The 25,547-nt window shown below is 57.9% G+C and carries 27 protein-coding genes, 1 tRNA gene and 1 pseudogene; 13 read left to right on the forward strand and 16 right to left on the reverse strand.

The genetic code is table 11. From position 1 onward, the window contains the following. Together ACTIGC_RS12900 and ACTIGC_RS12905 are read left to right on the forward strand one after the other, a co-directional pair. On the forward strand, nucleotides 1-275 hold a 275-nt coding region (locus tag ACTIGC_RS12900), incomplete at its 5' end, for a helix-turn-helix domain-containing protein (RefSeq protein WP_439634799.1). Continuing rightward, the gene (locus ACTIGC_RS12905; RefSeq protein ID WP_439634800.1) at nucleotides 272-1,174 is read left to right on the forward strand and encodes an ImmA/IrrE family metallo-endopeptidase; all 903 of its coding nucleotides are present in this window, start codon (nucleotides 272-274) and stop codon (nucleotides 1,172-1,174) included. The genes ACTIGC_RS12900 and ACTIGC_RS12905, both read left to right, overlap by 4 nt. A 44-nt stretch (nucleotides 1,175-1,218) precedes the next feature. On the opposite strand, the gene ACTIGC_RS12910 is transcribed toward ACTIGC_RS12905, so the two are convergent. After that, the gene (locus tag ACTIGC_RS12910) at nucleotides 1,219-2,142 is read right to left on the reverse strand and encodes an ArdC family protein (RefSeq protein WP_439634801.1); all 924 of its coding nucleotides are present in this window, start codon (nucleotides 2,140-2,142) and stop codon (nucleotides 1,219-1,221) included. A gap of 544 nt (nucleotides 2,143-2,686) precedes the next feature. On the opposite strand from ACTIGC_RS12910, the gene ACTIGC_RS12915 reads away from it, so the two are divergent. Then, nucleotides 2,687-3,049 carry a hypothetical protein gene (locus tag ACTIGC_RS12915; RefSeq protein WP_439634802.1) on the forward strand — a complete coding sequence of 121 codons (363 nt, stop codon included), beginning with the start codon at nucleotides 2,687-2,689 and terminating at the stop codon, nucleotides 3,047-3,049. A gap of 77 nt (nucleotides 3,050-3,126) precedes the next feature. On the opposite strand, the gene ACTIGC_RS12920 is transcribed toward ACTIGC_RS12915, so the two are convergent. The 3 genes from ACTIGC_RS12920 to ACTIGC_RS12930 are packed head-to-tail and all read right to left on the reverse strand — an operon-like array spanning nucleotide 3,127 to nucleotide 3,925. Continuing rightward, nucleotides 3,127-3,468: a hypothetical protein gene (locus ACTIGC_RS12920; RefSeq protein ID WP_439634803.1), complete on the reverse strand. Its 342-nt coding sequence runs from the start codon at nucleotides 3,466-3,468 to the stop codon at nucleotides 3,127-3,129. Beyond that, nucleotides 3,465-3,689, reverse strand: coding sequence for a hypothetical protein (locus tag ACTIGC_RS12925; protein ID WP_439634804.1), 225 nt, complete (start codon nucleotides 3,687-3,689; stop codon nucleotides 3,465-3,467). Before ACTIGC_RS12925 ends, ACTIGC_RS12920 begins: the two co-directional genes overlap by 4 nt. Then, entirely contained in the window at nucleotides 3,686-3,925 is a 240-nt protein-coding gene (locus ACTIGC_RS12930; RefSeq protein ID WP_439634805.1) for a hypothetical protein, read from the reverse strand. The genes ACTIGC_RS12925 and ACTIGC_RS12930 overlap by 4 nt, the downstream gene beginning before the upstream one ends. 443 nt (nucleotides 3,926-4,368) lie before the next feature. On the opposite strand from ACTIGC_RS12930, the gene ACTIGC_RS12935 reads away from it, so the two are divergent. The 5 genes and pseudogenes from ACTIGC_RS12935 (at nucleotide 4,369) to ACTIGC_RS12955 (ending at nucleotide 10,988) form a co-directional block, all read left to right on the forward strand. Beyond that, nucleotides 4,369-4,521 (forward strand): helix-turn-helix domain-containing protein, encoded by a 153-nt coding sequence (locus ACTIGC_RS12935; protein ID WP_439634806.1) that lies wholly within the window; start codon nucleotides 4,369-4,371, stop codon nucleotides 4,519-4,521. A gap of 40 nt (nucleotides 4,522-4,561) precedes the next feature. Beyond that, nucleotides 4,562-6,112: pseudogene (locus ACTIGC_RS12940) on the forward strand (type I restriction-modification system subunit M); the annotation flags it as partial. A gap of 63 nt (nucleotides 6,113-6,175) precedes the next feature. Further along, nucleotides 6,176-6,733: a restriction endonuclease subunit S gene (locus tag ACTIGC_RS12945; RefSeq protein ID WP_439634853.1), complete on the forward strand. Its 558-nt coding sequence runs from the start codon at nucleotides 6,176-6,178 to the stop codon at nucleotides 6,731-6,733. After that, on the forward strand, nucleotides 6,734-7,894 hold the full coding sequence (locus ACTIGC_RS12950; protein ID WP_439634807.1) for an anticodon nuclease: 1,161 nt from the start codon (nucleotides 6,734-6,736) through the stop codon (nucleotides 7,892-7,894). It abuts the gene before it with no gap. Continuing rightward, nucleotides 7,887-10,988, forward strand: coding sequence for a type I restriction endonuclease subunit R (locus ACTIGC_RS12955; RefSeq protein WP_439634808.1), 3,102 nt, complete (start codon nucleotides 7,887-7,889; stop codon nucleotides 10,986-10,988). The genes ACTIGC_RS12950 and ACTIGC_RS12955 overlap by 8 nt, the downstream gene beginning before the upstream one ends. Nucleotides 10,989-11,300: 312 nt before the next feature. Here the strand turns inward: ACTIGC_RS12955 and ACTIGC_RS12960 are convergent, their stop codons facing one another. The 8 genes from ACTIGC_RS12960 to ACTIGC_RS12995 form a co-directional block, all read right to left on the reverse strand. Then, nucleotides 11,301-12,746, reverse strand: a complete 1,446-nt coding sequence (locus tag ACTIGC_RS12960; protein ID WP_439634809.1) for a relaxase/mobilization nuclease domain-containing protein — start codon at nucleotides 12,744-12,746, stop codon at nucleotides 11,301-11,303. After that, complete coding sequence (locus ACTIGC_RS12965; protein WP_439634810.1) at nucleotides 12,743-13,102, reverse strand: plasmid mobilization protein; 360 nt, start codon at nucleotides 13,100-13,102, stop codon at nucleotides 12,743-12,745. The genes ACTIGC_RS12960 and ACTIGC_RS12965 overlap by 4 nt, the downstream gene beginning before the upstream one ends. A 529-nt stretch (nucleotides 13,103-13,631) precedes the next feature. Beyond that, nucleotides 13,632-13,826, reverse strand: coding sequence for a hypothetical protein (locus ACTIGC_RS12970; RefSeq protein ID WP_439634811.1), 195 nt, complete (start codon nucleotides 13,824-13,826; stop codon nucleotides 13,632-13,634). Nucleotides 13,827-13,836: 10 nt separating this feature from the next. Further along, complete coding sequence (locus tag ACTIGC_RS12975) at nucleotides 13,837-14,331, reverse strand: ion channel (RefSeq protein ID WP_439634812.1); 495 nt, start codon at nucleotides 14,329-14,331, stop codon at nucleotides 13,837-13,839. Next, a complete protein-coding gene (locus ACTIGC_RS12980) occupies nucleotides 14,328-14,588 on the reverse strand; it encodes a hypothetical protein (RefSeq protein ID WP_439634813.1) in 261 nt (86 codons plus the stop codon). The genes ACTIGC_RS12975 and ACTIGC_RS12980 overlap by 4 nt, the downstream gene beginning before the upstream one ends. A gap of 1 nt (nucleotide 14,589) precedes the next feature. Next, the gene (locus tag ACTIGC_RS12985; protein WP_439634814.1) at nucleotides 14,590-15,102 is read right to left on the reverse strand and encodes a hypothetical protein; all 513 of its coding nucleotides are present in this window, start codon (nucleotides 15,100-15,102) and stop codon (nucleotides 14,590-14,592) included. Nucleotides 15,103-15,195: 93 nt separating this feature from the next. Continuing rightward, nucleotides 15,196-17,808 (reverse strand): type IV secretion system DNA-binding domain-containing protein, encoded by a 2,613-nt coding sequence (locus ACTIGC_RS12990; RefSeq protein ID WP_439634815.1) that lies wholly within the window; start codon nucleotides 17,806-17,808, stop codon nucleotides 15,196-15,198. Next, the gene (locus ACTIGC_RS12995; RefSeq protein WP_439634816.1) at nucleotides 17,805-18,470 is read right to left on the reverse strand and encodes a hypothetical protein; all 666 of its coding nucleotides are present in this window, start codon (nucleotides 18,468-18,470) and stop codon (nucleotides 17,805-17,807) included. The genes ACTIGC_RS12990 and ACTIGC_RS12995 overlap by 4 nt, the downstream gene beginning before the upstream one ends. 364 nt (nucleotides 18,471-18,834) lie before the next feature. On the opposite strand from ACTIGC_RS12995, the gene ACTIGC_RS13000 reads away from it, so the two are divergent. After that, a complete protein-coding gene (locus tag ACTIGC_RS13000; RefSeq protein ID WP_439634817.1) occupies nucleotides 18,835-19,047 on the forward strand; it encodes a hypothetical protein in 213 nt (70 codons plus the stop codon). A gap of 19 nt (nucleotides 19,048-19,066) precedes the next feature. On the opposite strand, the gene ACTIGC_RS13005 is transcribed toward ACTIGC_RS13000, so the two are convergent. From ACTIGC_RS13005 to ACTIGC_RS13020, 4 genes are all read right to left on the reverse strand, one after another. Beyond that, nucleotides 19,067-19,984 (reverse strand): nucleotidyl transferase AbiEii/AbiGii toxin family protein, encoded by a 918-nt coding sequence (locus ACTIGC_RS13005; protein ID WP_439634818.1) that lies wholly within the window; start codon nucleotides 19,982-19,984, stop codon nucleotides 19,067-19,069. Further along, entirely contained in the window at nucleotides 19,971-20,795 is an 825-nt protein-coding gene (locus tag ACTIGC_RS13010; protein ID WP_439634819.1) for a type IV toxin-antitoxin system AbiEi family antitoxin domain-containing protein, read from the reverse strand. The genes ACTIGC_RS13005 and ACTIGC_RS13010 overlap by 14 nt, the downstream gene beginning before the upstream one ends. 276 nt (nucleotides 20,796-21,071) lie before the next feature. Then, nucleotides 21,072-21,156, reverse strand: a tRNA-Leu gene (locus tag ACTIGC_RS13015). A 55-nt stretch (nucleotides 21,157-21,211) separates the two neighbouring features. After that, a complete protein-coding gene (locus ACTIGC_RS13020) occupies nucleotides 21,212-22,375 on the reverse strand; it encodes a tyrosine-type recombinase/integrase (RefSeq protein ID WP_439634820.1) in 1,164 nt (387 codons plus the stop codon). Between the two features lie 331 nt (nucleotides 22,376-22,706). Here ACTIGC_RS13020 and ACTIGC_RS13025 point away from each other — a divergent pair, with 331 nt between their 5' ends. The 4 genes from ACTIGC_RS13025 (at nucleotide 22,707) to ACTIGC_RS13040 (ending at nucleotide 25,401) form a co-directional block, all read left to right on the forward strand. Continuing rightward, nucleotides 22,707-23,435: an exopolysaccharide biosynthesis protein gene (locus tag ACTIGC_RS13025; RefSeq protein WP_439634821.1), complete on the forward strand. Its 729-nt coding sequence runs from the start codon at nucleotides 22,707-22,709 to the stop codon at nucleotides 23,433-23,435. 59 nt (nucleotides 23,436-23,494) lie between these two features. Further along, a complete protein-coding gene (locus ACTIGC_RS13030) occupies nucleotides 23,495-24,040 on the forward strand; it encodes a disulfide bond formation protein B (protein ID WP_439634822.1) in 546 nt (181 codons plus the stop codon). Beyond that, entirely contained in the window at nucleotides 24,040-24,594 is a 555-nt protein-coding gene (locus ACTIGC_RS13035) for a demethoxyubiquinone hydroxylase family protein (protein WP_439634823.1), read from the forward strand. Before ACTIGC_RS13030 ends, ACTIGC_RS13035 begins: the two co-directional genes overlap by 1 nt. Before the next feature lie 108 nt (nucleotides 24,595-24,702). Continuing rightward, the gene (locus ACTIGC_RS13040; RefSeq protein ID WP_439634824.1) at nucleotides 24,703-25,401 is read left to right on the forward strand and encodes a pirin family protein; all 699 of its coding nucleotides are present in this window, start codon (nucleotides 24,703-24,705) and stop codon (nucleotides 25,399-25,401) included. The last annotated feature ends 146 nt before the right edge of the window (nucleotides 25,402-25,547 follow it).

The raw sequence follows: 25,547 nt of genomic DNA on the forward strand, positions 1-25,547 counted from the left end.
GATACACGCTCGACCGCCTCGCCGAACTCGCGGAGTCGAGCAAGAGCTACATTTGGGAACTCGAAAACAAGAATCCGCCTCGCCCGTCGGGCGACAAGGTGGCCAAAATCGCCGCAGCTCTTGAAGTCACCACTGACTACTTACTCGACCTCAATGCTAACGTGCAGGTGGAAGACGCCAAGGACACGGCTTTCTTTCGAAAATACAGGAATATGGATCCGACGGTAAAAGACAAAATTCGCCGTATGGTAGACCTTTTGGGCGACGAAGAATGACCGCCACCATCTCTCCTGAGCGCTGGGCAATCGACATTACACTATTGCTAAACGCCGTGCTTGGCGGGGAGAGATTCCCCATCGATATTCCAATGATTGCGCGTGAGTACACAGCGAACAAATGGCCGGAAGACCCGATTATCAGTGTCAAAGGAGACAACCTGCCGAAGTTCGACGGCGCGCTATTCAAGGCACCGGCGGGCAAGAAAGGCTGGGGCATTATCTACAACAACGCGATGACATCACAAGGACGCATCAATTTCACGCTGGCCCATGAATTTGGACACTATTTGCTGCATCGGCTGGCTTATCCTGACGGGTTTTATTGCAGTCAAGAGCAGGTGGCTTGGGACTCAGAATATGGTCAGATCGAACACCAAGCCAACGTCTTCGCGGCCAACTTTCTAATGCCGCTCGACGACTTTCGTCGCCAGATACCCGACGATATCAAGGTAGACCTAGACATGGTCTCGCACTGCGCGAACCGCTACCGTGTCTCTCTGATCGCAGCTGTTCTTCGCTGGCTGCAGTACACAAGGAAGCGTGCCATTCTGGCAGTCTCGCGCGATGGTTACATCCTGTGGGCTAAGTCTAGCCAGCCCGCGCTGAGATCGGGCGCCTACTTCCGCACAAGCTCCGGACCTATTGAGATTCCGTCACCGTCTCTTGCAGCGCGACAAGACCTGTTGCTCGACAATCGCGCTGGCGTCGAACACGACGCGGGCGTTTGGCTGGATGAGCCAGTACGGGAGATGACGATTTTCGCTGAGCAATACGAGTTCGTCATCTCGTTACTAATGTTGGAGGACCATCGTCCTTCGGGGCTCACCGATTGGGAAGAAGAGCCCGAACAGGATACCTATGACCGTTTGGTTAACAGGCCTCGCCGAGAGTGGTGACGCACAGCTAGAAAGCTGATCTATCGGAAGTAGGCAAGGCGGCGCTAGGCCGCCACGCTCACGTCTTGAAACGCCTGAAGGAAGTCACACGCCTTGGCGGCTTGCGCGGCGGCGGTGAAGATGGCGCGATTATCGGCTTTGAGAACTTTGAGCCAATGATCGATATAGGCGGCGTGATCGGGACGCGGGGTTAACGCGATCCCCAGATCGGCGCACAGGAACGCTGCTCCAAGCTCGGCGACCAGCTCTTCCATGGCATAGGCCTCATCGCCAAAGCGTTCGCCAAACTGGCGGTCACAGCGCTTGGCAGGACCGGTCCAGTGGGTCAGCTCGTGCAGAAGCGTCGAGTAGTAACACTCGGTCGCAGAACTGGTCGGCGTACCGAGAAAACGCGAGACTTCCGGCATCTGGATGCTATCGGCAGACGGGCGGTAATAAGCGCGATCTCCACCATGGGAGATATGCGCGCCCGTCGCCTTGATGAAGGCATCGGCCTTGGCGATGGCCTCAACAGGGTTGATGGCCACAGGCGGCTCTGGACGTTCATAGCCGTCCACCTGGTCGGCATTGAAGACGTAGGATGCACGCGCAAAGCGGCGCTTGCCGTCGGTGGTCTCACCGGTCTCGGCATTGGTCTCTTCGGCGTTATATTCCTTGTAGAAGATGACGAGCGAGGCTTTCTCGCCCTTGCGGACCTGCGCGCCTTTGGCTTGCCATTGGCGATAGGTGCCCCAGAGCCCGGTTGAAAACCCGCGCACCTCAGCCGCCACCCAAAGCGAGAGGACATTGATCCCGCGATAGGCATTGCCGGCATCGGCATTCATGGGGCGATTGAGGCCCTCGCCGGTGCGGTGCCAGGGCATCTGCCAGTCGCCAGCGCCTTGCTCGATGGCGGCGATGATCTGGTTGGTGATCTCGGTGTGGATATCAGGCCGCTTGACGGCTGGTGTCGATGATGGATGGGGCATAGGGGTCTCTCCTCGTTTGCGGTTGAGGACAGGCCCTCGCCCTGCTCGGGGCGGTGAAAGCGCAGCTGAAAACCGCTGCTCCCATGCGGGCTGTCCGTTGACTGGCTTGGAGAGACGCAAGGCTTCCGGCAGGCGCACCGGTACGGTCGCAGCGAAGCGGAGAACGGGCTGGGGCGGGTTTGTTGGCTTGCGCGAGGAAGGCGTCAGCCGGGGAAGAAACCCGTATCCAGCCCGTTGCGCCTATGGGCCGGAACTTGCGTCAGACAGTCACCGGATCAGGACAGCCCAGCCATGGGAAGCCGGTCATAAATGGACGCCACTTCCCGCAGCAGGGCCGTTTGGCCTCACACGCGATACTGACGAGGATAAGAGCCCCACAGCCCTTCAACGCCACACGGGGGCCTTGTCAGCGACAAACCGGACACACCCAAGAGCACGCAAGATCAGGAGCTTAGATAAGCCGCCGGGCGAATGCCCGCCCCAGCCCCGGCTGGCCGTGGTATAATGGGAATAGGCCGCGCACCACGCGGAGAATCGGGGCGATTTGGGGGACTGGATTTCAGCACATGAGGGCTTCATAGCCGCTGATGTCGTCCGCTGGACCGAAGGCATTTACGAGAAGCGGCGCAGCAAGAGAGCCAAGGCCCGCCGTATTGGCGAAAGGCTGATCTCAGCAGAGGTGATTGAAGACAGCGATGGCTGGCTCACCCTTCTGGTACGCGCCTGTGTCATCACTCAAGACCTATATGCGGGCACGACGATCCCAATCTTGCGGATCGGCGACACCATCAAGCGCGCCCGCAGAACGGTTGAACGCGGCAAGCCGGAGCGCCTCACATGGAGCGATGAAAGTGTCCGCGACATGGTGCTCGAAACAGATTGGGACGATCACACGTCAGCACCCTAAAAGCCTGAAAAGGCTAGAGCCCCCACCCCGCGCGCTCAAGACCATGACGGTCTCAAGCGCAGAGATGGCAGGCAACATCACCATGGTACATCATCAAACAACGAGGGCTGCTCGAACTGGGTCTGGACCTTCAGCCAGTGAGGCGCGTAAGCCTCACGCTTGATCCAGGCCAGCACATAGGCCGCAGGCCCGCCAGCTTCTTCGATGATGGACGGATGAATGAAGTGCGAGCGATAGCCGGTCTCGGTGATCGGCAACGGCGCGCGCACAGGCTCAATCGTCTCGATATCCAGATGACCGGCCAGATACTGGAGATCAGGATCGTCTTGGCGACGGTTTAGCCAGTCAGGTTCATAGCGCACCTCGATGCGGCGACCTTCCCATTCGATGATATGGGTCTCGAAGTGACGGGGGCTCATGCGAGCCTCCCGTCGTGATCGGCGAGTTGCATCTCGGCAGTGATGCTCACGAAGAGCGGGCGGATGATGACCTCGCCGTCAGTTTCTTCGACGACTGCAATGGCGGAAGCGGGTTCTCCGTTCACAAAGCAGGAGACAAGGGCGAAGTTTGCGAAGGCTCCGGAAAGCAGCGCGTTAAACGCGCTGCGATGCTCGAAGCGGATATTGGTCGAGCGGCTCATTTGCGGGCTCCTTTCGAGGAGGATTTCGCGGGAGCGGAAGCGGATGCTTCCTTGGGCTCGATCAGGCGCATCACGATGCGGCCGGAAACGGGCAGAGCCTCAAGCTGAAGGGTGAAGCCTTTGGCGTCCTTGTTGGACCAGGCGGCACCGATTTCTGTCCAGCGGGCAGTATCGCCATCGCCTGAGACAGTGAAGAGCCTGTGGGTAGGCCGTGAAGGGTTGAATTGATCAGACATGTTTCTTCTCCTTTTTTGAGACTTGCCAGCGGACCATCCGCCGGCCTCATGGGGAGAAGAGCGACCAGGACTATCGGTCGGGGATCAAACGCCTATTGCCCACGCATGCGGGGGCGGAGCTGCACAGAGCAAGCGGAGTGAGGAACGAACGGAAGTGACGCGGCGGAAGCGAGCCGCGTTGAAGCCCGACGGGACTGGTCGATAACCCCATGAACTGAGGCACGGCTAGATGGTGTGCACATCAAGATCGGGAGAAGACAAAAAGGCTGTTGCAATCCACGGCCTCCCCCCCTCGCGCGTCGATCCGTTGCGGCACACAGGGTAGTCACTATTGATGCGGGCGATTCACGTCGGACAGGAAAGCCTAAATGAAATAACATCTTGAATGATAAGCAAGTTTCCCCTATTTTCAACTGAGATAGACTCGCTTAGAACCCATTGGCATGTCGGGCGACGCAATCCAGACACTCAAGGAATTGACCAAGTATCTCAAGATTGCTGGGAAAACGGCTTACCGATTTGCCTCAGAGGGCAACGTTCCCGGGTTCAAAGTGGGCAGTTCGTGGCGGTTTCGGAAGAGCGAGAGCGACCGCTAGATCAGTGATCAAGAACAATGAAACGAGGGGCACTAACCGAATGACCAGCCACGAGCAACGTGCAACCCTGCAACGGAAAATCTGGGACATCGCGAATGATGTGCGTGGTTCGGTCGATGGCTGGGACTTCAAGCAATATGTCCTCGGCACGCTCTTCTATCGCTTCATCAGCGAGAATTTCGCCGCCTATATCGAGGCAGATGATGACAGCATCAACTATGCTGAACTTCCCGACGATGTTGTCACCGACGCCATCAAGGATGACGCCATCAAGACCAAGGGCTATTTCATCTATCCCAGTCAGTTGTTCGCGAATGTCGCGAAAACCGCGAACACCAATGACAGTCTGAACACCGATCTCGCGCAGGTTTTTGCAGCGATCGAATCTTCCGCCAATGGCTACCCCTCTGAGCTGGACATCAAAGGTCTGTTCGCCGACTTCGACACGACCAGCACGCGGCTTGGGAATACGGTCACGGAGAAGAACAGCCGCCTGGCGAAAGTGCTGAAGCGGGTTGCTGAACTCGATTTCGGGGACTTCCATAACAGCCAAATTGATCTGTTCGGCGATGCCTATGAATTCCTAATCTCGAATTACGCCGCCAATGCGGGCAAGTCCGGCGGGGAGTTCTTCACCCCGCAACATGTCTCAAAGCTAATCGCCCAACTCGCCATGCATGGGCAGGAAAAGGTCAACAAAATTTACGACCCAGCCTGCGGCTCCGGCTCACTGTTGCTGCAGGCAAAGAAGCACTTTGACGCGCATATCATCGAGGACGGGTTCTTCGGGCAGGAGATCAATCACACAACCTACAACCTCGCTCGCATGAACATGTTCCTGCACAACATCAATTACGACAAGTTCAATATCCAGCGCGGCGATACGCTGACCCAGCCACATTTTCAAGACGACAAGCCCTTTGACGCCATCGTCTCCAATCCGCCATATTCGGTAAAGTGGATCGGCTCGGACGATCCGACCCTGATTAACGATGACCGTTTTGCTCCGGCGGGAGTGCTGGCACCCAAATCAAAGGCCGATTTCGCCTTTGTGCTTCATGCGCTCAGCTATCTCTCGGCCAAGGGCCGCGCGGCGATCGTATGCTTCCCGGGCATCTTCTATCGCGACGGCGCGGAGAAGAAGATCCGGCAATATCTGGTCGATAACAACTATGTCGAGACGGTGATCGCGCTCGCCTCCAACCTTTTCTACGGTACGACTATCGCGGTGACGATTCTGGTCCTCGCCAAGAACAAAACCGACACGGCCATCCAATTCATCGACGCCAGCGGCGAAGGGTTTTTCAAGAAGGCCACCAACACCAACCTGATGACGGACGATCACATCGCGCGGGTGATGGAGATTTTTGATCGCAAGAAAGACGTCGATCATGTCGCCGCCTCGGTGCCGTATGAGGCCATCGTGGAGCGCGGCTATAACCTCTCGGTCAGCTCCTATGTGGAGCCGCGCGACACGCGCGAGATGGTTAACATTGATAAGCTGAATGAGGATATCAAGACCACGGTTGCGAAGATCGATCAGCTACGTACTGATATAGACGCCATCATTGTGGAGATTGACGCCAACGAGGCTCAATCCATAAGCGCGGCAGGGTTTCTGGATAAGCTGCTCGGTGGGGCTGAGGTGGGGTGGGTGCCTTTGGGCGATGACCACTTTTTTGAAATTGCCAACACCGCTCGCCGACCCGTCAAAGCGTCTCTGCGCGCCCCCGGAGCGATCCCTTACTACGGCGCTAATAACATTCAGGACTATGTGGAGGGCCACACCCACGACGGTGAATACGTCCTTATCGCTGAGGATGGTTCCGCGAGCCTCGAAAACTACTCGATCCAACATGTTCGCGGAAAATTCTGGGCCAACAACCATGTTCACGTTGTCAGAGGAGCCAACGGTGTCGATACGCGGTTTCTGTACCACTATTTGACAACAGCAAACTTCCTTCCCTTCCTGTCAAGCAAAGGGCGGGCAAAGCTGACAAAAGCCAATTTAGTTCAGATCGCCGTCCCCATCCCATGCCCGGATGATCCGGAGAAATCGCTAGCGATACAGGGGGAGATCGTTCGGATACTCGACAGCTTCGCCGAGCTTACCGCCGAGCTTACCGCCGAGCTTACCGCCCGCAAAAAACAGTACACCCACTACCGCGATCAGCTGCTGAGTTTTCCCAAGCCAGACGCGGAGGTTGCCTAAATGGGACAGACGCTGACAGAGATCGCGCAGACACTGCGGGACGCCGACAAAAAGGTGCAGCTGATCTATGCGTTCAATGCCTCCGGCAAGACACGCCTGTCCCGCGATTTCAGGGATCTCATTGATCCGAAGACCGAAGAACGTGATCTCGATTACCGCCCCAAAGTTTTATACTACAATGCCTTCACCGAAGACCTGTTCTACTGGGACAATGATCTGACCGGCGATACCGAGCGGAAGCTCTGTATCCAGCCGAATGCGTTCACTAAATCCGCCTTTGAAGATCTCGGGCTCGACATCAATGTCATCACTGCCTTTCAGCGCTATACCCAGCCGAACCTGACGCCCCGCTTCAACCAAGAATACAAAATCAACGACAAGGACGGCAAAGAGGTCACTATCCCGGCTTTCTCGGAAGTTACCTTCTCGCTCGAACGCGGAACCGATGAGAGCACCGGTAATCTGAAAATATCGAAGGGTGAGGAGAGCAACTTCATCTGGAGCGTCTTCTACTGCCTGCTGGACCAGGTCATCAGCACCCGCAATGTCACCGAGGTCGAAGAGCGTGAGACTGATCAGTTCAACGACCTTGAATATATCTTCATCGATGACCCGGTTAGTTCGCTGGACGAGAACCACCTCATTCAGCTCGCCGTCGACGTCGCCGACCTGATCAAGAGAAGCGAGACGACGAACGGCCTGAAGTTCATCATCACGACGCACAGCCCGCTATTTTTCAACGTGCTATACAACGAGCTGAACAACAAAACGTGTTACATGCTGAACCGGCTTGAGGATGGGACGTTCGATCTGACGGCCAAGAACGGCGATTCAAACCAGAGCTTTTCCTACCACCTTTACCTCAAGCAGGCGCTAGAGCAGGCGATCGCGGCGGACAAGATCGAACGCTATCACTTCACACTGCTGCGCAACCTCTATGAAAAAACGTCGAACTTTCTGGGCTATCCGCGATGGTCAGAGCTTCTGCCGGGCGACCAGCAACTTTACCTGAACCGCATCATTCAGTTCACGAGCCATAGCACGCTCTCTAGCGAGGCTATTGCCGAACCCTCTCCGCAGGAGAAGCAGACGGTGAAACTGCTGCTGGAGCATCTGCGCAACAATTACAGCTATTGGCAGGAGGGCGCGCCGAATGGCTGAGCAGACGACACCCATCGCAGAGACCAATCGCTTCATTGTTCTTGATAAATATGTGCGCGCCTGGGAGGCGGCTGACAGCTATCAGTCTGAGGCCGACCTTGAGCGCGAGCTGATCCAGGATTTGCGCAATCAGGGTTATGAATATCTGGCTGACCTGAAATCAACCGGCGCCATGCTGGCCAATGTGCGTGCGCAAATTCAGGCGCTGAATGATGTGTCGTTCACCGATAAGGAATGGGCGCGCTTCGTCGAAACCTACTTGGACAAACCCAACGACAGCTCGACGGACAAAGCCCGCAAGCTCCATGACGACTATATCTTTGATTTCGTCTTCGATGATGGCCGGATTCAGAACATCTATCTGGTCGATAAGGCCAATGTCTGCCGCAACAAGGTTCAGGTCATCAAGCAGTTTGAGCAGGCTGGGACGCATGCGAACCGCTATGATGTGACTATCCTGGTGAACGGTCTGCCGCTGGTGCAGGTCGAGTTGAAAAAGCGCGGCGTCGCTATACGCGAGGCGTTCAACCAGATACACCGCTACAGTAAAGAGAGCTTCAATTCAGAAAGCTCGCTCTTCAAGTACCTCCAGATCTTTGTGATCTCGAACGGCACGGATACGCGCTACTTCGCCAATACGACCAAGCGGGACAAGAACAGCTTCGACTTTACGATGAACTGGGCGCAGGCCGATAACAGCCTGATCCGAGACCTGAAGGACTTCACTGCGACCTTCTTCGAGAAGCGGACCTTGCTGAAGGTATTACTGGACTATTCCGTCTTCGACGTGAGCGACACGCTTCTGGTGATGCGGCCCTATCAGATCGCGGCGACTGAACGCATCCTTAGAAAGATCAGAAGCTCTTTCGAAGGCAAGACGCTGAGTAAGCCGGAAAGCGGCGGCTACATCTGGCACACGACGGGTTCAGGCAAGACACTGACCAGCTTCAAGGCGGCCCGCCTCGCCACCGAGCTTGATTTCATCGACAAGGTTTTCTTCGTGGTCGACCGCAAGGACCTCGATTACCAGACGATGAAGGAATATCAGCGCTTCTCGCCGGACAGCGTCAATGGATCAGATAGCACTGCCGGATTGAAGCGGAACCTGTCAAAGGACGACAACAAGATCATCGTCACCACGATCCAGAAGCTCAACAATCTGATGAAGACCGAGGGCGACCTGCCGGTCTATACCCAGCGCGTGGTGTTCATTTTCGATGAGTGTCACCGCAGCCAATTTGGCGAGGCGCAGAAGAACCTCAAACGCAAGTTCAAATCCTTCTGCCAGTTCGGTTTCACCGGCACGCCGATCTTTCCGGAGAACGCATCTGGCGCGGAGACGACAGCCAGCGTTTTCGGGAGCGAGCTGCATTCCTACGTGATCACTGACGCGATCCGCGACGAGAAGGTGCTGAAGTTCAAGGTCGATTATAATGACGTCCGGCCACAGTTTAAGGCGATTGAGACCGAACTGGATGAGAAAAAACTCACAGCCGCTGAGAACATGCAAGCCCTGCAGCACCCTGAACGCATAGCTGAGATTTCTCGGTACATCTTGGACAACTTTCGCCGCAAGACACATCGGCTTTATGGGGACAACAAGGGCTTCAATGCCATGTTTGCCGTCAGCAGTGTCGAGGCTGCAAAGCTCTATTATGAAAGCCTGAACAAGCTGCAGGCGAGCAGTGACAAGCCGCTGAAGATTGCGACGATCTTTTCATTCTCAGCAAATGAAGAGCAGGATGCGATTGGCGATATCCCCGACGAGAGCTTTGAGGTCTCTGCGCTGAACAGCAGCGCCAAGGAATTTTTGAACGCCGCGATCGCTGACTATAACGCTTATTTCCGAACAAATTTCAGCGTCGATAGCAATGGCTTTCAGAACTATTACCGGGATCTGGCCAAACGGGTGAAGTCCAAGGAAGTGGATCTGCTCATTGTGGTGGGCATGTTCCTGACCGGCTTTGACGCGCCGACGCTAAACACCCTGTTCGTGGACAAGAACCTGCGTTTTCATGGCCTAATCCAAGCCTATTCTCGCACCAACCGGATTTATGATGCGACCAAGTCTTTTGGCAACATCGTCACCTTCCGCGACCTGGAAGAGCCTACAGTCAAAGCGATCACGCTCTTTGGTAATGCGAACACGAAAAGCGTCGTTCTCGAAAAAAGCTACGCCGAATACATGGAAGGCTTCACGGATCAAACAACCGGAGAAGCAAAACGCGGCTTCATGGATGTTGTGAAGGAGCTTGAAGAGCGTTTCCCCGACCCTGCGGCGATTGTGAAAGAGGCTGATAAGAAAGCCTTTGCGAAGCTGTTCGGCGAGTATCTGCGTGTTGAGAATATCCTTCAGAACTACGATGAGTTTGCCTGCCTACGGGAACTCCAAGAGATCGATCCGAATGATGTCGAAGCGCTGACAGCGTTCAAAGAACGCCATCACCTAAGTGATGATGACATAGAAGAGCTGAAAAGTGTCAAAATGCCAGCGGACCGGAAGTTCCAGGATTATCGTTCGACTTACAACGATATCAGGGACTGGCTTCGCCGTGAAAAGGCAAGCAACGAGCAAGCTGAGTCAACGATCGATTGGGACGATGTCGTATTTGAGGTCGACCTCCTAAAGTCGCAGGAAATCAATCTCGACTACATTCTCGAGTTGATATTCGAGCATAATAAAAAGACGAAAAGCAAGTCTGAGCTCGTTGACGAAATTCGACGTGTAATCCGTGCGAGTATCGGCAACCGTGCGAAAGAGAGCCTCGTCGTCGATTTCATCAATCAAACCAACCTCGACGAGCTAGGCGACAAAGCTGGTGTGATCGAAGCCTTCTTCGCCTTCGCGCGAGCGAAGCAACGCCGCGAAGTTGAAGAGCTTATTTCTGATGAACAACTGAATCCGGATGCTGCTAAGCGCTATATCGCGACGTCGATCAAGCGAGAATATGCGAGCGAAAACGGTACAGAGTTGAATTCGATTTTGCCAAAAATGAGCCCCCTTAACCCACAGTACCTATCCAAGAAGCAAAGCGTCTTCGAGAAGGTCTCGGCTTTCGTGGAGAAATTTAAAGGCGTGGGCGGGCGAATCTAATCAGGGCATCTAGGCGTCTGCCCAAATTATGGGCCTGGGAGACAGGGGAGATCATGCAACCTCTTGACGATTCGAGCCAATGTCCACTCTATCGCGGTTCATTCTTCGTTCCAATGCCTTTGGGCTTGATGTCGGCCTTCTGGAAACTGGACAGCCTCGGCGGCTTGGGCGGGATCACGGCCCGGACGGCGTTGAAGATATGGCGAAGCGGCAAGACCTCCCGCAGGGCGGCTATCATTCTCGATAAACGGCTGTCTGTCGCAACCCGGTTGAAACTCCGGCTCGGCTTTGGTTGCAAAAAGCGCGAGCCGGTCAGCGTGCGCTGTCGGGCGGTTCTGGCCCCGAACTCTGCTGCATAAGCTCTCTCGCACGCTGTCGGATCATCTCCTCGCGCTGCCGCTCCTGCTCCACCAGCTGCTGAACAAGACGCTGCGCCTCTTCATAGTTGCGCACGCGGCGCACCAGCTCCTCGTCAAAGAGCGCTTCACGTTCGCGCGCCTGCTGCGCCTGCCGTTCGGCAAGGTCGGCGATCTCGGCGGCTCTGGCGGCATCAAGGCGCGCGATCTCCTGGGCACGCTCGGTCTCCAGCGCCTTGATGGCGGCGGCGCGTGCTTCATCGCGTTCTGTCTGACGCTTCTCGGCCCAGCCGGGAGCAACAAAGCCGATCACCTGATCAGCCAGACGTGCCCAGCCTGTGCGTTCGGCCTGCGCGTCATAAAGCGCCAACGCCTCGGCGCGGCGCGCATCGGATTTGGCAAGACGGGCGGCGATGCGTTCGTCCAGCATGCTGGCGCGGCGCGCACGCTCTGAGGCATGGAACTCGGCAAGCCGGTCCATGTCCTCGCGGTGCCAGAGACGCAGAGCCTCATCAATGGCGATACCGCTCTCCGCGCCATCGGCGGGAAGCGGGGTTTCGGGGGTCTTGGCGAGGGGTTCGGGTTCGGGCGGCGGACGCTCGCGCTGGAGCGCCTTGGCCGCCGCCACACCCGGCAACGTCTCGGGATCAATATCCGCCATGAAGCTGCGCAGATCCGTGGCGGTCACGCCTCTGATCTGACGCGAGAGGCTGTAGACTTCGCCGAAAGGATCAACCAGCACGAAGCCGCGCCGGTCGCCTTTGGCGATCATCAGGCCTTGCGCGTCCAGCGCACGCTGGAAGGCCGCGCCGCTCTCGCTGGCCTGATAGAGTGCGGTCACCTGATCCTTGAAGGCGCGCGGATCAATGCCGGTGCGTTCGGCCTGCTGCCATTCGGCGTGATTGATTTCTGCTTCGGGAAGCGGGAGATCAGGATCACGCTTGGCGTGCTTGCCCGGCACATGCGCGTGGCCGAACTCGTCCTCCAGGCTGCGGCTGGCAGCCTCGTGCGCGTGGTAATTCTGGCTGTCAGAGATCAGCGTCATGGTGGCGATATCGGTACGCTGCCAGACGACATGCAGGTGCTGGCGGCCATGCTTTTCATGCATGACGACGGCGCGGGGCTGGCCATCAAGCCCCAGCTCGCGCTCCAGCACCTCAACCGATCTATGCCATTGCTCGGCGGTCATGGCATAGCGCGCATCCGGGTCGATATTGGCGTGATAGAGGCCACGCTTGCCTTGCGTGCCCTCGGCAATCATCTGCCATTCCTTGAAGGCATCGGCGAGCTCGGAGTGTGAGGATTGCAGCTCCAGCACCCTCACCCGCTCGTTGGTGTCGGCCCGGAGCAGATGGGTCGCCAGCTGTTTGGGTCCGCCCCGGCTCTTGCCTTTGATAATCAACGGTGCGGAACCCCCAATGCGCTGAGGATCGCCTGGCGCATCTCCTCATGCGCCGCGAGCGCCGCCTGTAGCTGGGCGGCATCGTGTTCACCGGTCGTGTTCACACGCCGGGCGATCTGGTTGAGGTTGTTGCCCGTCCGCCCGACTTCGCCGAGCAGATTGCGCAGGAGTTTGGCGTCCACCGGGACGCGGCGGCGGGACCGTTTGCCCGGATCGCCAAGGGCGGCAGCACGCAAAAAGGCCCCCACAGAGAGGCCTTTGCGCATGGAGAGATCGTCGATGACAGCCCGCTCATCGGGGGTCACACGGATGGTGATGGTGTCGGTGCGCCGACGCTTATCAGAGCCGCTCGCCATGGCTGCCTCCCTTCACCGCATCTTGCGGCGATCTTGATGCGGGGCCAAGGGCAAACGCCGCATACATAACCAAGGGACAGTCTCCCTTGGCGGGTTCAGCAGGCTGCTGACTCTGGCTCCAAGGGCGAGGAGCATCCATGGTCAGGTTCCAAGGGCACGAAGGCCCTTCGGTCGTCGCTGGGGGCGAAACCCCAGTCAGGTTTCCAAAGGGCTCGAATGGCTCTTTGGTCGGGTGCACGGGGTGAAACCCCTGCGGCCTGGGGATGCAACGGGGACGCAGTGACCCCCTTGCCAAGCCAGCCAAAACGTTAACGATTTGGCGGCGTGCGGTGTGACCGCACATGGCTTGCAGACTCCCGATTAGCTTCAGGATAGCAAAAATTCGTTAACTTTTTGCCCTGAGCCGGGAGTCCCTTCCTGTGGGTGATTGGACCGGGATGCGCGCCTCTCCTGCCCCTCGCGGACCAGACGGCTGAACGGGACAAAGGGACAAGCTCTATCCGTTGGGCAGAACGTCACCGATTGAATATCAGAACATCGGATCAAGTGTCATCAGATCGCCCCGTGCGAGCCCTGCGCGCTGCACGTGGGCGTAGGCGTGAAAACGCCCCATCGCGATAAAATCGGCCGGGGTCAATGCGGGAGCGGACGCATTGCCTTCGGTGCGATAACTGCGCTCCCTGTCCTCCTGCCGCCAGGCTACCGAAACAAGAAATAGCGCCATGACCAACAAGCTACCGAGAACTCATTGCCCGGACAAAAGACGCAATCAACAGCGCCATCAAAACATACCCTAGAGAAACCTCTATAATGACTAGCCATCGGGCGTCGGGTGCGGGAATAAAATCACCATACCCAAGTGTAGTCCACGTTACCACGGAGTAATAATAGGCAGTCCAGATGCTGTCCACCCGAGAACCGGCAGGGTCTAATATGCCCAAATGGAGGTACATTACAGCAAAGTGCATTGGCAACATCAGAATTCCAGCAAGTGATATTATAGCTATTTTTATAGCTGATCCTGCGCTTTCTATCCCTCTGGAGAGAATAGACGAAAAAATAAGAAAAAGCAGAAGAGATGTTAAAATTATCGATATGCCGCCAAAAATAAACCCTATGCGCCCTGTTAAATTTGCCGACAGCACAACCATCACCGCAAATAAAGAAATATAAATTCCGGCTGATATCGCTGGATGCAATTTCTTCTTATTTTCAGCGTCACTTGTCATTTTCTTCTCACGCTATCCGGCGTGAGATTGGCAATTATTCCATTTAATCGCTGAACTTCTTTCTCGAGCTCATCCCGTTGAGAGCTCAAATCACGAATTCCTTGCGTTAAAACTTTAACCTTGGCTTCCGATTTCTCATATAGAGATATCAAGTCCCTCTGTTCAACCTGAACAGCTTCAGCCTTTTCTAAAAACCTTAGAAAAGTCGACCTAAAATCTTCAATAAGCAGATCGACCCAAGAAGGCTTACCGGACAAATCACCGCCCTTTATGAGTTTGCGAACCTCTCACGAGGGCTAAGGCAGCGTCAGCGTCGGCAAAGACCCGAGGAGCTCTATCAATTAGCTCTTGAGTGCGCTCTCTGATATGATCAGCCTCTCGCTCCTTTTCTTGCAAAAGCGAGGAGAGCTCCTTAAATACAGATCTAATTTTTGACCCTAAAAATTTATTACCCATATAATTATCCTTTTCGGTAACAGTAATTTTCTTGCCTGACGAGCTTGAAAATTCTACATCTTCTTTAATAATTCTTTCAACAGTAAAATTTTTATTCGCCCTAAATATCACTTCCCTTGTTGGGTTCGCATAGTCAACAATTTCAATACCAAGCCCCATCTCACGGTCTGTATGCACCCCAGTAGTTTTCACTACCACACCGACCTCATGGGTCTCACCTTCCAAAATCGAAAGCCGAACCTGCTGCTCAAGCAGATCGAATACCTCCGACAGAGTGGCGGATGGCGCCTCAGGAGTGGTGAGACGGTACGGCATGGGGCACTACTCCAACTAGGAAAATATGCGTATTACATACCATCCTTGCCACAATGGGCCAAGTTAGCGGCCAGATCGTGGCATGGTACTCTCTCAGAACATCGGATCAAGTGTCATCAGATCGCCCCGTGCGAGCCCTGCGCGCTGCACGTGAGCGTAGGCGTGAAAACGCCCCATCGCGATAAAATCGGCCGGGGTCAATGCGGGAGCGGACGCATTGCCTTCGGTGCGATAACTGCGCTCCCTGTCCTCCTGCCGCCAGGCCGCCTGCTGGCGCGCACTGAGTGCGGCGAGCTGGGCGGACTGATCCTCGGCTTTGGCCTCGGGTATAAAGCGCTCATCTACAGCGTAAGCGGGCTGCCCTTCGGCCACGCCAATACCGGAGCGCCCGAGATAGCTGCGCGCCACCTGAAAGAACGCCCAAGGCCCGCCGGTCACTGCCGGCGGGGCGGTATCGTCAATCGGCTCGAAGGGCGACCAGCCGCTGACGAGCTTGCGCTGGTCGAGACTCTCCCACTGGCCATCACCGAAGACACGGTTGCGCTCGAACTCGCCCGCCAGCCAGCACGCGTAAGAAACCGTCGCTTCATCCTCGGTGCGCAGAAAGACCTTGCTGCGCGCCTGCTGAATGAAATTGTCAGCGGCGGCCTCGCCCATGGACTGGACCAGAGCCGCGATGGTCTGGGTGGCGAAGACACCGGCAAGGCCGGTCGAGCGCGCAACATTCCAGAAGGTCGCATCAGAGAGGCCAGAGGCCGGGTCAACGGTGGCCAGCTCCTGCACCTCGTCCATGATGACGAGGCAGGGCTTGTCCTGCGGGTTGTCGCCAGAGCGTTTGAACGCGGCCTCGCGCAAGCGGGCCTCGCGATAAAGCACGGTCTTCAGGAGCACCGCCACCAGACGGGCTGGAAGGCCGTCGTCCATGGTGTTGAGGGTGACAAGCGCGATCTTGCCATTGAGCGGGGCGTAGAGGCTGGCGGTCCTGTCATCAAGGCCGCAGATAAAACGCTCGCGCAAGACTGTGGCTCCGGCGAAGCCGTCCATCAGCTGGGAGATATTGGCGACGATGCCGGACTTGGTTCTCTCGGCCATCTCCGTCCATGCGGTCGTGAGATAATTGCGGCTGGCCAGAACATCGGTTGAATAGATGATCCGGGCGCTTTCTTCGGCGTCCTCGAACGCCTCGCGGTCGAGGGCTTTGGCCGCCTTCCCGACCTTGTCGTGGTGCGCGCTGATTTCGCGGGTCACGACCGTGATCGCGTCATTCAGGCGTTTCTCGTCGAGCACGGCCTGATAGGCCCACCAGAGACTATAGGGGTTGAGATATTTTGCTTCCTTCTTGCCTTCGGGCGTGGCGGCATAGGCGCGCCCGATGGTCAGGACATGGCGCATCACATTCGCGGCCATGTCGGGCCAGAAACTGTCACTGCGCCCCCCGCCGATCTGGGTCAGGACAGAGCGCAGCACACCGGCGATCTGATTGGGATCGAGCTTGCCGGTTATGTTCACACCAAGCTCACCGGTGGCCGTGCCGATCTTCACGATATCGCCGCTGCGCCCGAGAGACTCCGCGATCTGTTCGGCATCGCGCCACAGCACGCCTTTGGCGTCGGTGATGTAAGCCCCAAATTTCGGCGCGGCGAGCACCTGCGCCATGAGGGGTTTGAGGATAGCGGTGGTCTTGCCATCGCCCGTCCCGCCGAAAACCAGCAGGTGCTGGAACAGCGACTCCCGGTCAAGGCAGATGGATTGCCCGGTGATGGGCGCTGTGAGGTCGCCGCGCACCCGCAGCGTGCCGGTGGCCTCGCCCACCTTGAAGAGCGGCGAGTCCTTCAGATAGCCCGTCGCATGATGAAACTGGCGCAGATAGCCAGTATGCGCGAGCGCCCGCGCCTCGGCCCGATAGGGCCAGCGCACATGCGCATCCTTCGAGATCGTCTCATAGGGCGCTGAGGCTTCGGCGCGCCAATGCTCGACCATCGCCAAGGTGACCAGCAGACCAACACCTAGCGCCACCAGCAGCGATGATATCAGGGTCACCACCAGAGCAGCGAAATCCAAGGCGGAGCTGGCGGCGGTTTCAGCCAGCACCACATGCCAGACAGCCCAGTCAGAGACATAGACGGGCTCCTCGCCCGGAAAGGCCTCGTGCAGCACGCGCGCATCAGCGGCGTCCTGTGTTCCCGTCATCGCCATGACGGCAAAGATCACCGCTTGGACCACAAGCGCGATCAGCGCGGCAGTCAAACCGAAACGGCCTGCCGCCTGCGTCAGCTCTTCGCTGAAATGCCGGTCGGCCATCCAGCTAATGCTGTGACCGCCGGTGAGCTTGCCATCCTCCCAGAGAGGTCGGCGGATATCTTCGGGCAGTTCATCGCTATAGAGAAAAGCAAAGCGATCCTCCGGCCAGGCTTCCTTTGCGAAGGCGAGCCGGTCGCCCGAGGCCAAGCCTCGCTTGCGTGTGCCAAGCCGCTCAGCGGAGCGCGCCAGATAAGCGACCATTCCCGACAACACGCCGATATGGCTGATGAGCCAGTGGATGGGTTTCCACAGCGGCAGAGCCGCGAGCCCCACCACAAACAGGATGATGGCCGGAATGATGTTCAAGAGGCGCACGATGAAGCGCCGTGTGACCGGCACCAGCAGCACCACAATCAGCACCAGCCATGAAAGCCCCATCAAGAGGACAGGAACCATCTCCATCATGTGCCACCCTCCCCGCGACGGGCTGAACGCGGCATCAAGCCGTGCATGGTGCGCGGAATATCCAGCGGATAAATCTCTGCGCGGCCACAAGGCGGACCGTCCGGCATGGCCAGACAATAGGCGCGCCACTCCCGGTCCACGCCGCGCCGTAACAGTGTGATCTGCCGGAGCACAATCGGCTCCGGTGGCGTCTCTGCATCTGGGTCTGGCCAAGCCAGATTAACGAGCTGGCCGATCAGGATCGTGCGGTCTTGGCGTAGGCCATAGATCGTCCCGGCCTGCCAGCGGCCTTCCCAGAAGGCTTCGCGGTTCACGGTCTCGATCTCGCGTGGCAGGCGTCCAGACTCGTTGAGCGTAGTGAGCACCTCGGCGAAGCGGGCTGAGCCGTCGGCAAGAGCCGGAAGCGCCTCGGGGTTTTCAGGGATCTCGGGCGGGCGGTCAATGCGCCGCACAAAGGCGATGATATTGGCGCGCTGCGCGTTGACATGGGCTGCCTTGCTGTCAGCGACCTGCGAGGACAGAGCTGCGGAAGGCAAGGCATTTGAGAAGAACGTGCCGACCAGAATGGCGGCAACACCTACAATCGCCACGGGCAGTGCGATATTGCGCCAGCGGGCTGCCCGCACGTGCCCTTCGGTAACGAGCCACTCCCACTGCGCCATGGTGGAGCCCCTCTGTTTCACACAGCAGCCAATCACGCTACCCGTGCGATTATCCCCTGAAGTCTACAACCACGCCCTGATCGAACATCGCATCTGCGGGCGCGTCAATCTTTAGTTAACGGTCTCTTGTCTTTTGTCCCGGCGTCGAATGGATGGGCATAGGAGCGTTGATCTCCCCTATCGCCACTGCCTGCCTTCACCTTCTCCATGAGCAAGCTGACAGCGCTTCGCCTGCCAGGGCCGCAAGCCCGTAAAGGGCTTCTCCACTGCGTTGCGCGCGAGTGCGGCCCGGCGAACACGCTGTTTCCAATCCTGCGCATGAAGGCTGCGGCAGTCGCGGCTTCGACAAGTAGGGAGAACACTCATGTCCATGATATTCACGCCATCGGAACTCAATGGATTGACCGAACAGGAATTGCGCGCCTTGCGCGTTGCGATCCTCAACGATCTGGCCGCCAGCGGCCTCAGACTCGAAGATTGCCCGCACGTGGCCATCAGCCTGCGCTTCATCGATGAAGCACTGGCCAGAGCCGTCCGCCAGCGTCCGGTATTCCGCCCCAAGGGGCCGGGGTTTTAGGCTGGCGGCACGTAACGCCTTAGCCCAATAGAAGGCTCTCAAGCGCATCTGCCAGAGCACGGCGCTTTTCTGCTGGAAGCAGATCGAGATTGTGTTGCTTCCACAATACGGCGGGAAGGTTCTGCGCCTCGGGCAATCCGAGTAATGCCCAGTCGGGCGCGCCCCGTTTGAAGCCAATCAGAAAATGGCGGTGCGGATCGGGCATCGCATTTACGAGTTCAGCGATCATGGCCTCGCGCGCCGCAACAAGATCGTCGAGGCTGACCGGCTGATCGGTCATCCCAACAAACCCGCGTTGATATTCATCCTCCAACGGCTTGCGCGTGGGCGAAAGCAGTTCGGCGATGGGTCTGGGGTGGCTAATCACGTAAACGATGAACGCGCGGCGTAACTCATCGCTGATACCTTCACTGGCCAGCAGCTCACGGACGTCGAAAAGGTCGCGCGGGTGCTGGCGGTCAAGGGCGGCAACAATTTTTCCGGCATAGAGATCAGCAGGCGATACCACCTGCATCTCAGCAAAGCCAAAGTGGTCTTCCACCTGTGGAGCGACGCTGAGGATGACGGGATCGTAGACCGTGCCGCGCAAGACGGGCGTGACCTCGATGATGATCTGCACATCATCGACACGGGCGACGAGCTTGGTCACCACGCCATCGCCAGACAGGCGTGACGGCATGACCCGCACACGTGCTATGGCGTCTTCAATCTGCGTCCTTATTCGCAGCATGGCCGCGTCAATATCCGCAAGCGAAGCTGGCCGGTCCTGCACGGGCAGATATGTCAGGTCGATATCAACCGACAGGCGCGGGAAATCCCGGACAAAGAGATTGATGGCCGTGCCTCCTTTGAGGGCGAAGGCCTTTTCCTGTGCGACGAAGGGCAGGATGCGCACCAAGAGGGCCACCTGACGCTGGTAGAGATCACGCAACGCCATCAAGGTCTCCCGGTACGGTTATCTGATAGCGCTGATCCAGCTTGCCGCCCTGCACGAGTGCTCGTTTGCCCGAGCCGAGGTCGATACGGGACTGGTCAATCTTCGGGAGCCACGCATGCTGGTGACGGTCTGCAAAGAAGAAAAAGAGGCGCTTCACCTTCACATTGGCGCAGGCTTCCAAGAGAGTCTGCAACCGGCGCGGGCTAAGATCGCTGAGACCGCCCATGAGTGCATCTGCCTGATAGAAGGTTTCGTGCTTGGGTACTTCGTCGAGCATTTCGAGGAGCGCCCGTTCCTTGCTCGAAACCCTTACACGCAAACCACCGCTATCAAGCATGACAGTGGCTGGCATGCTGGCGGGTGCCTGTCCTGGCGTTTCGTGATGGATATCTGGTTGAGGCTGCGGGTCGTCTGGAAACAGACGCTGGGCCTTGCGCCAATGAAATTGAACATTGATCGGCAGGTTACCTAACCATGATGGCGGTCGCACTGCCCCATGGAGATAAACTTCCCTGACGGCTTTGCTGAGATAGTGACCATACCCCTGCTCTTCGAGCGCCGTGCGCCCGCCCACAACGAGGGGGTAGTCCAGCAGAGTTTGCAGGGAGACGACAATTTGCTGCCAGCTCAATGAGGACTGGGAACGCCGGTAAACCCGCCGAGCGGGATTGTGCAGCCACCCTGAGCCAACATATTGGCTTCGCAGGGCTGACGAATAGCCTTTTGCTTCTAGCCATGCGGCATCAACGAGAAGGTCCTCTGGGAGCTCTCGCTGAAGTCGGTTTAGCTTTTTGTCAAAACCCTTAGTCATACTTTCTATTTTGCCAAATTTTTAAACCATTGTCCAGTTTAAGTTTTATGAATTTTGCATAGTATAGCTTAGTCTTTTCAACGTATTTCAAACCAAGCCTTATAGTGCGATCACTCGCACACCTGTCTTGAAAGCGATGGCTGATCCCTGTGCAGGGATCTTCTAGCCACCGTGCGGAACCGTACAGTCCGCACTTCGCGTGCTCCGTCACAGGCCGTTCAGCCTTCAGGACGGTCGCAATCGGCAGGAATGCCGATAAGCATGTTTTAAAGGGAATGGTGCCCCCGGTCGGACTCGAACCGACACACCTCGCGGTACCGCATTTTGAGTGCGGCGCGTCTACCAATTCCACCACAGGGGCAATGCTTGGGAATATAGCCTCAAGCACTTGTTTCTACAAGTGGTTTTTAAGCCTCTCATTTGCTAGGCTTTTTAGGTTTTCTCTTCGGTCGCTGGACGTTCAAGGCGTCCGCGTCGATCATATCCTTGATGTGGTTGGCGTAGAATTTTTGAATCATCTCCACGCTGGTCCGGCAGTTCTTGGCGACGTTGTAAATGTCCGCACCTTCCATCAGCCGGAGACAGATATAGGTATGCCGCAGGCTGTAAGCTGTACGCCGCTGGCCGTCCCGGTCCACTTTCAGATCAAGCTCTTCCAGGACGTTATTGAGCAGCTCGCGCTGCGGCTTTCCAAAGACCCGGTCGGTCGGTTTGGTCAGGCCTTTGCGTTTCACCGTCCGCTCAAATGGCACCACCGCGCCGGGCATGCTCTTGCAATAGCCGACACCGCGTTTTCCCCGCACGTCGATATCCAGCCGCTTCTTGCCAGAGGCATCTTCAACGATGGTCACGTCGCGGAGTTCAAGGTTGGCGGCCTCGTCAGGGCGAAGGCCGGTATTGACCATGAACAGGATATAGTCGTGCAGGTTTTCGCTCTCCTGCTTCCACCGCTTGTTGCGGGGTTTGGCGGCGCGTTCCCGCGTCGCTTCATAAAGTCGCTTGTACTCCTCCGGTGAAAACCAAGCGCGCCGGGTGATCTTTCCGGCGGACTTATAAGGCACGGTCATATCGGGAAGATGTTGAATCCACCCATGCCGCTTGGCGGTTTTGAGCACCTGACGGATAGCGACGATTTCTTGATGGATAGTGCTGCGAGCCGGTGGCTTGCCGGTCTTGCAGGTCTGGGCACGGTGCAAACGATAATCCTGTATCGTTTGCTCGTTGATCTCCGAGAGATACTTGTTCCCGAGATAAGGCAGGATGATGGATCGGATTTTGATCTGGTAGGCTCTGATCCAGCTTTCCGCCCGCTGGCCTTCGGTGATGATCGGATACTCGATCAGGAACCGTTCGGCGGCATCCTTGAATTTCTTGCCACCTTTGAGCAGGCCAGCGCGGGCTTTGCCCCGCAGCTCAAGATACCAGTCTTCGGCAAAATCCTTGGCATGGGAGAGGCTGTCATGCTTGGTCGAGACGCGCCAGTTGCGGCCGTCGATGTAGGACGAGCATTGCCAATATTTACTGTTCTCTCGCCGGTAGACGTTGACCTTGCCGCCGAGGATTTGGTGCGTTTCTGCCATCTGCTGCCTCCGAGCCTGAGGCTCGAAAAATGTGTAAGAATGTGCAACACATGTGTAAGAGTAGCGAGATAGGCAAATTTTGTCAAAAGATATTGTTTTTAAATGGTATTTTTTCTCACGAATTAGACATATTTTAGCTTTTGAGTCCGCTGCGTCTACCAATTCCGCCACGCCCGCAGCCTGACTGGTAACGGGGTTCTAATAGGCGAGGCGGGCCCCAGCGTCGAGAGGGAATGGGCAGGCAGGGCCTGTGCTGGACGCAATGCGTCCGCCATGCCAAACAGCGCTTCGTTCCTTGTTCCAGCTTCTCCCGCCCCGAAGGCCGTTACCGATGGAAAACACGGCGCACGACACCGGCATGATCTCCCGTCTGGAGACCATTGCAGCCGACGCGCCTGAAGACGGTCTGACGCTGGGCGAGCTGACAGAGCAGCTGGGCGAGCAGGCCTTCGGTGTTGTGCTGTTCGTGCTGGCCGTACCGGTCTGCATGCCTTTCCTCTATGGCATCCCCCAGATCGTCGCCCTGCCCATGCTGGCCATCTGTGCGCAGCTGGCGATGGGCCGCGAAATCTTGTGGCTGCCCGGGCGCTTCGCGGCGCGGCGCCTGTCCAAGGCGGATCTGGTGAAAACTGCCCAAGGCGCAAAGAAATGGTTCGGCTGGATCGAGCATTTCGCCGCGCCGCGCCTGGCCTTTCTGTCGGGCGCGATAGCTCACCGGATTGCGGGCGCCATGTTCTGCCTATTCTGCCTGTCGATACTGGTGCCGCTGCCCCTGACCAATTCCACGCCCGGCGTGGCGCTGGCGCTGGCCGCTCTTGGCCTCATCAATCGTGACGGGCTGCTGGTGCTGGCCGGCGTGATTATCGGAACGGGCTGGATCATCATCCTCTATGGCGGTCTGATCATCCTGGGCCCGGCCTTTATCGAGCTGCTGATCGATGTGCTCCGCCGGGCGCTTGATGAAGGTGTGTGGGCGATTATGCTGCTGGGTGTGCTCGGCCTTGCCGCACTGGCCGCCATCGTCATCTGGCGGCGCAGGCAGGCACGCACAAAGCCCTGACCGGCCCTGCGGCAGTTCTGCCTCTCGCCCGTCCCCGTCAAAGCGCATAAGGTGACGCCATGAGCCTGTTTGCGCCCCTGCCCGCTCCGCTGCGTATTGCGCTGGAGCCGCGAAACTGGCCGCTGATCGCGGCGGGTGTTTCGCTTGCCTTGCTGGCGGGCGCCTTCGCGTTTGAATATATCGGCGGGCTGCTACCCTGCCCGATGTGCGTGACCCAGCGCTGGGCGCACGCCGCCATCGCGGGCGCAGGCATCACGGTGTTTCTCGCGCTTCGCGCCCTGCCGCTGCCAGATTTGTCAGCGCGCCTTGGCGTGGGGCTAGTCGGTGTGCTCAGCCTCGTCAGCGCGTGGCATGCGATCCACCACGTGCTGGTGGAGTACGGAATTCTGGACCTGCCACCCTCATGCGCGGGCGTCTCCAGCGGGCCGGTCAGCCTTGCCCAGATGGAGGCGCTGTTCGATAGCGCGCGCACCATCCCGCAGTGTAACGAGGTGGTATGGTCGCTCTTCGGTGTATCCATGGCGGGGTGGAACGCGATTGCATCGCTCGGCCTTGCCGCGATCTCGTTTCTTGTCCTGATCAACGCCATGAGGAGGCCCCGCTAATGGCCATCCGCCGCCCCGGCCCCGCCCGCAATGCAGACGCCATCGCACGGATGATCCGTATCGACCATGCGGGCGAATATGGCGCGGTGCACATCTATCGCGGCCAGCGCGCCGTGTTTGGCCGCCTGCCCTCCAAGACCCGCATTGCGCGCCAGCTGGAGCATATGGAAGCCGACGAGCAGGCCCATCTGGATGCCTTTGACCGCTATATCGCCGAGCGCGGCGTGCGCCCGACAGCGCTCAGCCCGGTCTGGCGGCTCGCGGGCTTCGGTCTTGGCGTTGCCACCGCCCTGATGGGCGAGAAGGCCGCCCACGCCTGCACAGAGGCCGTGGAAAGCGTTATCGAGGGCCATTATGGCGAGCAGGTCAAAGAGCTTGAGGCCATGGGCGAGATCGAGCTGGCAGCGGACTTTGCCCGCTACCAGGAAGAAGAAGTCGCCCACAAGAATCTCGCCGTGGATGAAGGCGCACACGATGCGCCGGGCTATCCCCTGCTGTCCGCGCTGATCAAGACCGGCTGTCGTATCGCCATCAAGGTGACGGAGCGGATCTGATCGTTTCCAGCGCGGCAATACTGAGCAGCCATTCGGCATGATTATGCCGCTCGTCCGATTGCCTACATTTCCGGTCAACGTTCAAGGGCTCAACAAGGAGGTCTTGCCATGATCGTGAAACGCGAATTTTCCAGCCTTGGCGGCTTTTCCAACACCTGGCTAAACGCCCGCCACCATTTCAGCTTCGGCCAGTATTATGATCCCAACCGGATGGGCTGGGGTGCCTTGCGGGTCTGGAATGACGATGCCATCCGCGCCGGTACGGGCTTTGACCCGCATCCCCATTCGGACATGGAGATCATCACCTATGTGCGTGACGGGGCCATCACCCATATGGACAGCCTTGGCAATCAGGGCCGCACCGTCGCCGGTGATGTGCAGGTAATGAGCGCCGGCTCCGGCATCCGTCACGCGGAGTATAACCGCGAGGACGAGACCACCCGCATATTCCAGATCTGGATCATGCCCGATCAGCGCGGCGGTGAGCCGTACTGGAATGCGCGCGAGTTTCCCAAAGACAGTCGCGCAGGCGAGCTGGTCGTGCTGGCTTCCGGCATGGAAGGCGATGACGATGCCCTGCCGATCCGTGCGCAGGCCCGCGTCCTCGGCGCTACCGTGAAGGCCGGTGACAGCATCGAATACAAGCTGGCCGACGGCCGTCACGCCTATCTGGTGCCGGCCACCGGGAAACTGGAGGTCAATGGCGTATCCCTCGACGCGCGTGACGGTGCGGCCATCAAGGATGAGCCGGTCATCACCATCACCGCGCTGGAGGAGTCCGAAGTCGTGATGGTGGATAGTCTGTAGTTCGCCCGCGCTGAAATCCCGGCCGAGCAAATGCGAGAGCCGGGACCTGGCGCAGTTACAGCGGCGAGAGGCCCCGGATCGCGCGGAAAGCGCGTCCGGGGTTTCAGCCTTCCCCGATTATCCCCACCGCTTTGGGCTTTGCGGCC

The sequence above is a fragment of the Glycocaulis sp. genome (assembly GCF_051859565.1).
Taxonomy (GTDB): Bacteria; Pseudomonadota; Alphaproteobacteria; order Caulobacterales; family Maricaulaceae; genus Glycocaulis.

What these genes read in the sequence shown, in the direction of transcription:
- ACTIGC_RS12905 (WP_439634800.1), top strand. Translation starts at nt 272, where the DNA reads ATGACCGCCACCATCTCTCCTGAGCGCTGGGCAATCGACATTACACTA.
- ACTIGC_RS12910 (WP_439634801.1), bottom strand. Translation starts at nt 2,142, where the DNA reads ATGCCCCATCCATCATCGACACCAGCCGTCAAGCGGCCTGATATCCAC.
- ACTIGC_RS12920 (WP_439634803.1), bottom strand. Translation starts at nt 3,468, where the DNA reads ATGAGCCCCCGTCACTTCGAGACCCATATCATCGAATGGGAAGGTCGC.
- ACTIGC_RS12925 (WP_439634804.1), bottom strand. Translation starts at nt 3,689, where the DNA reads ATGAGCCGCTCGACCAATATCCGCTTCGAGCATCGCAGCGCGTTTAAC.
- ACTIGC_RS12930 (WP_439634805.1), bottom strand. Translation starts at nt 3,925, where the DNA reads ATGTCTGATCAATTCAACCCTTCACGGCCTACCCACAGGCTCTTCACT.
- ACTIGC_RS12935 (WP_439634806.1), top strand. Translation starts at nt 4,369, where the DNA reads ATGTCGGGCGACGCAATCCAGACACTCAAGGAATTGACCAAGTATCTC.
- ACTIGC_RS12950 (WP_439634807.1), top strand. Translation starts at nt 6,734, where the DNA reads ATGGGACAGACGCTGACAGAGATCGCGCAGACACTGCGGGACGCCGAC.
- ACTIGC_RS12955 (WP_439634808.1), top strand. Translation starts at nt 7,887, where the DNA reads ATGGCTGAGCAGACGACACCCATCGCAGAGACCAATCGCTTCATTGTT.
- ACTIGC_RS12965 (WP_439634810.1), bottom strand. Translation starts at nt 13,102, where the DNA reads ATGGCGAGCGGCTCTGATAAGCGTCGGCGCACCGACACCATCACCATC.
- ACTIGC_RS12970 (WP_439634811.1), bottom strand. Translation starts at nt 13,826, where the DNA reads ATGGCGCTATTTCTTGTTTCGGTAGCCTGGCGGCAGGAGGACAGGGAG.
- ACTIGC_RS12975 (WP_439634812.1), bottom strand. Translation starts at nt 14,331, where the DNA reads ATGACAAGTGACGCTGAAAATAAGAAGAAATTGCATCCAGCGATATCA.
- ACTIGC_RS12985 (WP_439634814.1), bottom strand. Translation starts at nt 15,102, where the DNA reads ATGCCGTACCGTCTCACCACTCCTGAGGCGCCATCCGCCACTCTGTCG.
- ACTIGC_RS12990 (WP_439634815.1), bottom strand. Translation starts at nt 17,808, where the DNA reads ATGATGGAGATGGTTCCTGTCCTCTTGATGGGGCTTTCATGGCTGGTG.
- ACTIGC_RS12995 (WP_439634816.1), bottom strand. Translation starts at nt 18,470, where the DNA reads ATGGCGCAGTGGGAGTGGCTCGTTACCGAAGGGCACGTGCGGGCAGCC.
- ACTIGC_RS13000 (WP_439634817.1), top strand. Translation starts at nt 18,835, where the DNA reads ATGTCCATGATATTCACGCCATCGGAACTCAATGGATTGACCGAACAG.
- ACTIGC_RS13005 (WP_439634818.1), bottom strand. Translation starts at nt 19,984, where the DNA reads ATGGCGTTGCGTGATCTCTACCAGCGTCAGGTGGCCCTCTTGGTGCGC.
- ACTIGC_RS13010 (WP_439634819.1), bottom strand. Translation starts at nt 20,795, where the DNA reads ATGACTAAGGGTTTTGACAAAAAGCTAAACCGACTTCAGCGAGAGCTC.
- ACTIGC_RS13020 (WP_439634820.1), bottom strand. Translation starts at nt 22,375, where the DNA reads ATGGCAGAAACGCACCAAATCCTCGGCGGCAAGGTCAACGTCTACCGG.
- ACTIGC_RS13025 (WP_439634821.1), top strand. Translation starts at nt 22,707, where the DNA reads ATGGAAAACACGGCGCACGACACCGGCATGATCTCCCGTCTGGAGACC.
- ACTIGC_RS13030 (WP_439634822.1), top strand. Translation starts at nt 23,495, where the DNA reads ATGAGCCTGTTTGCGCCCCTGCCCGCTCCGCTGCGTATTGCGCTGGAG.
- ACTIGC_RS13035 (WP_439634823.1), top strand. Translation starts at nt 24,040, where the DNA reads ATGGCCATCCGCCGCCCCGGCCCCGCCCGCAATGCAGACGCCATCGCA.
- ACTIGC_RS13040 (WP_439634824.1), top strand. Translation starts at nt 24,703, where the DNA reads ATGATCGTGAAACGCGAATTTTCCAGCCTTGGCGGCTTTTCCAACACC.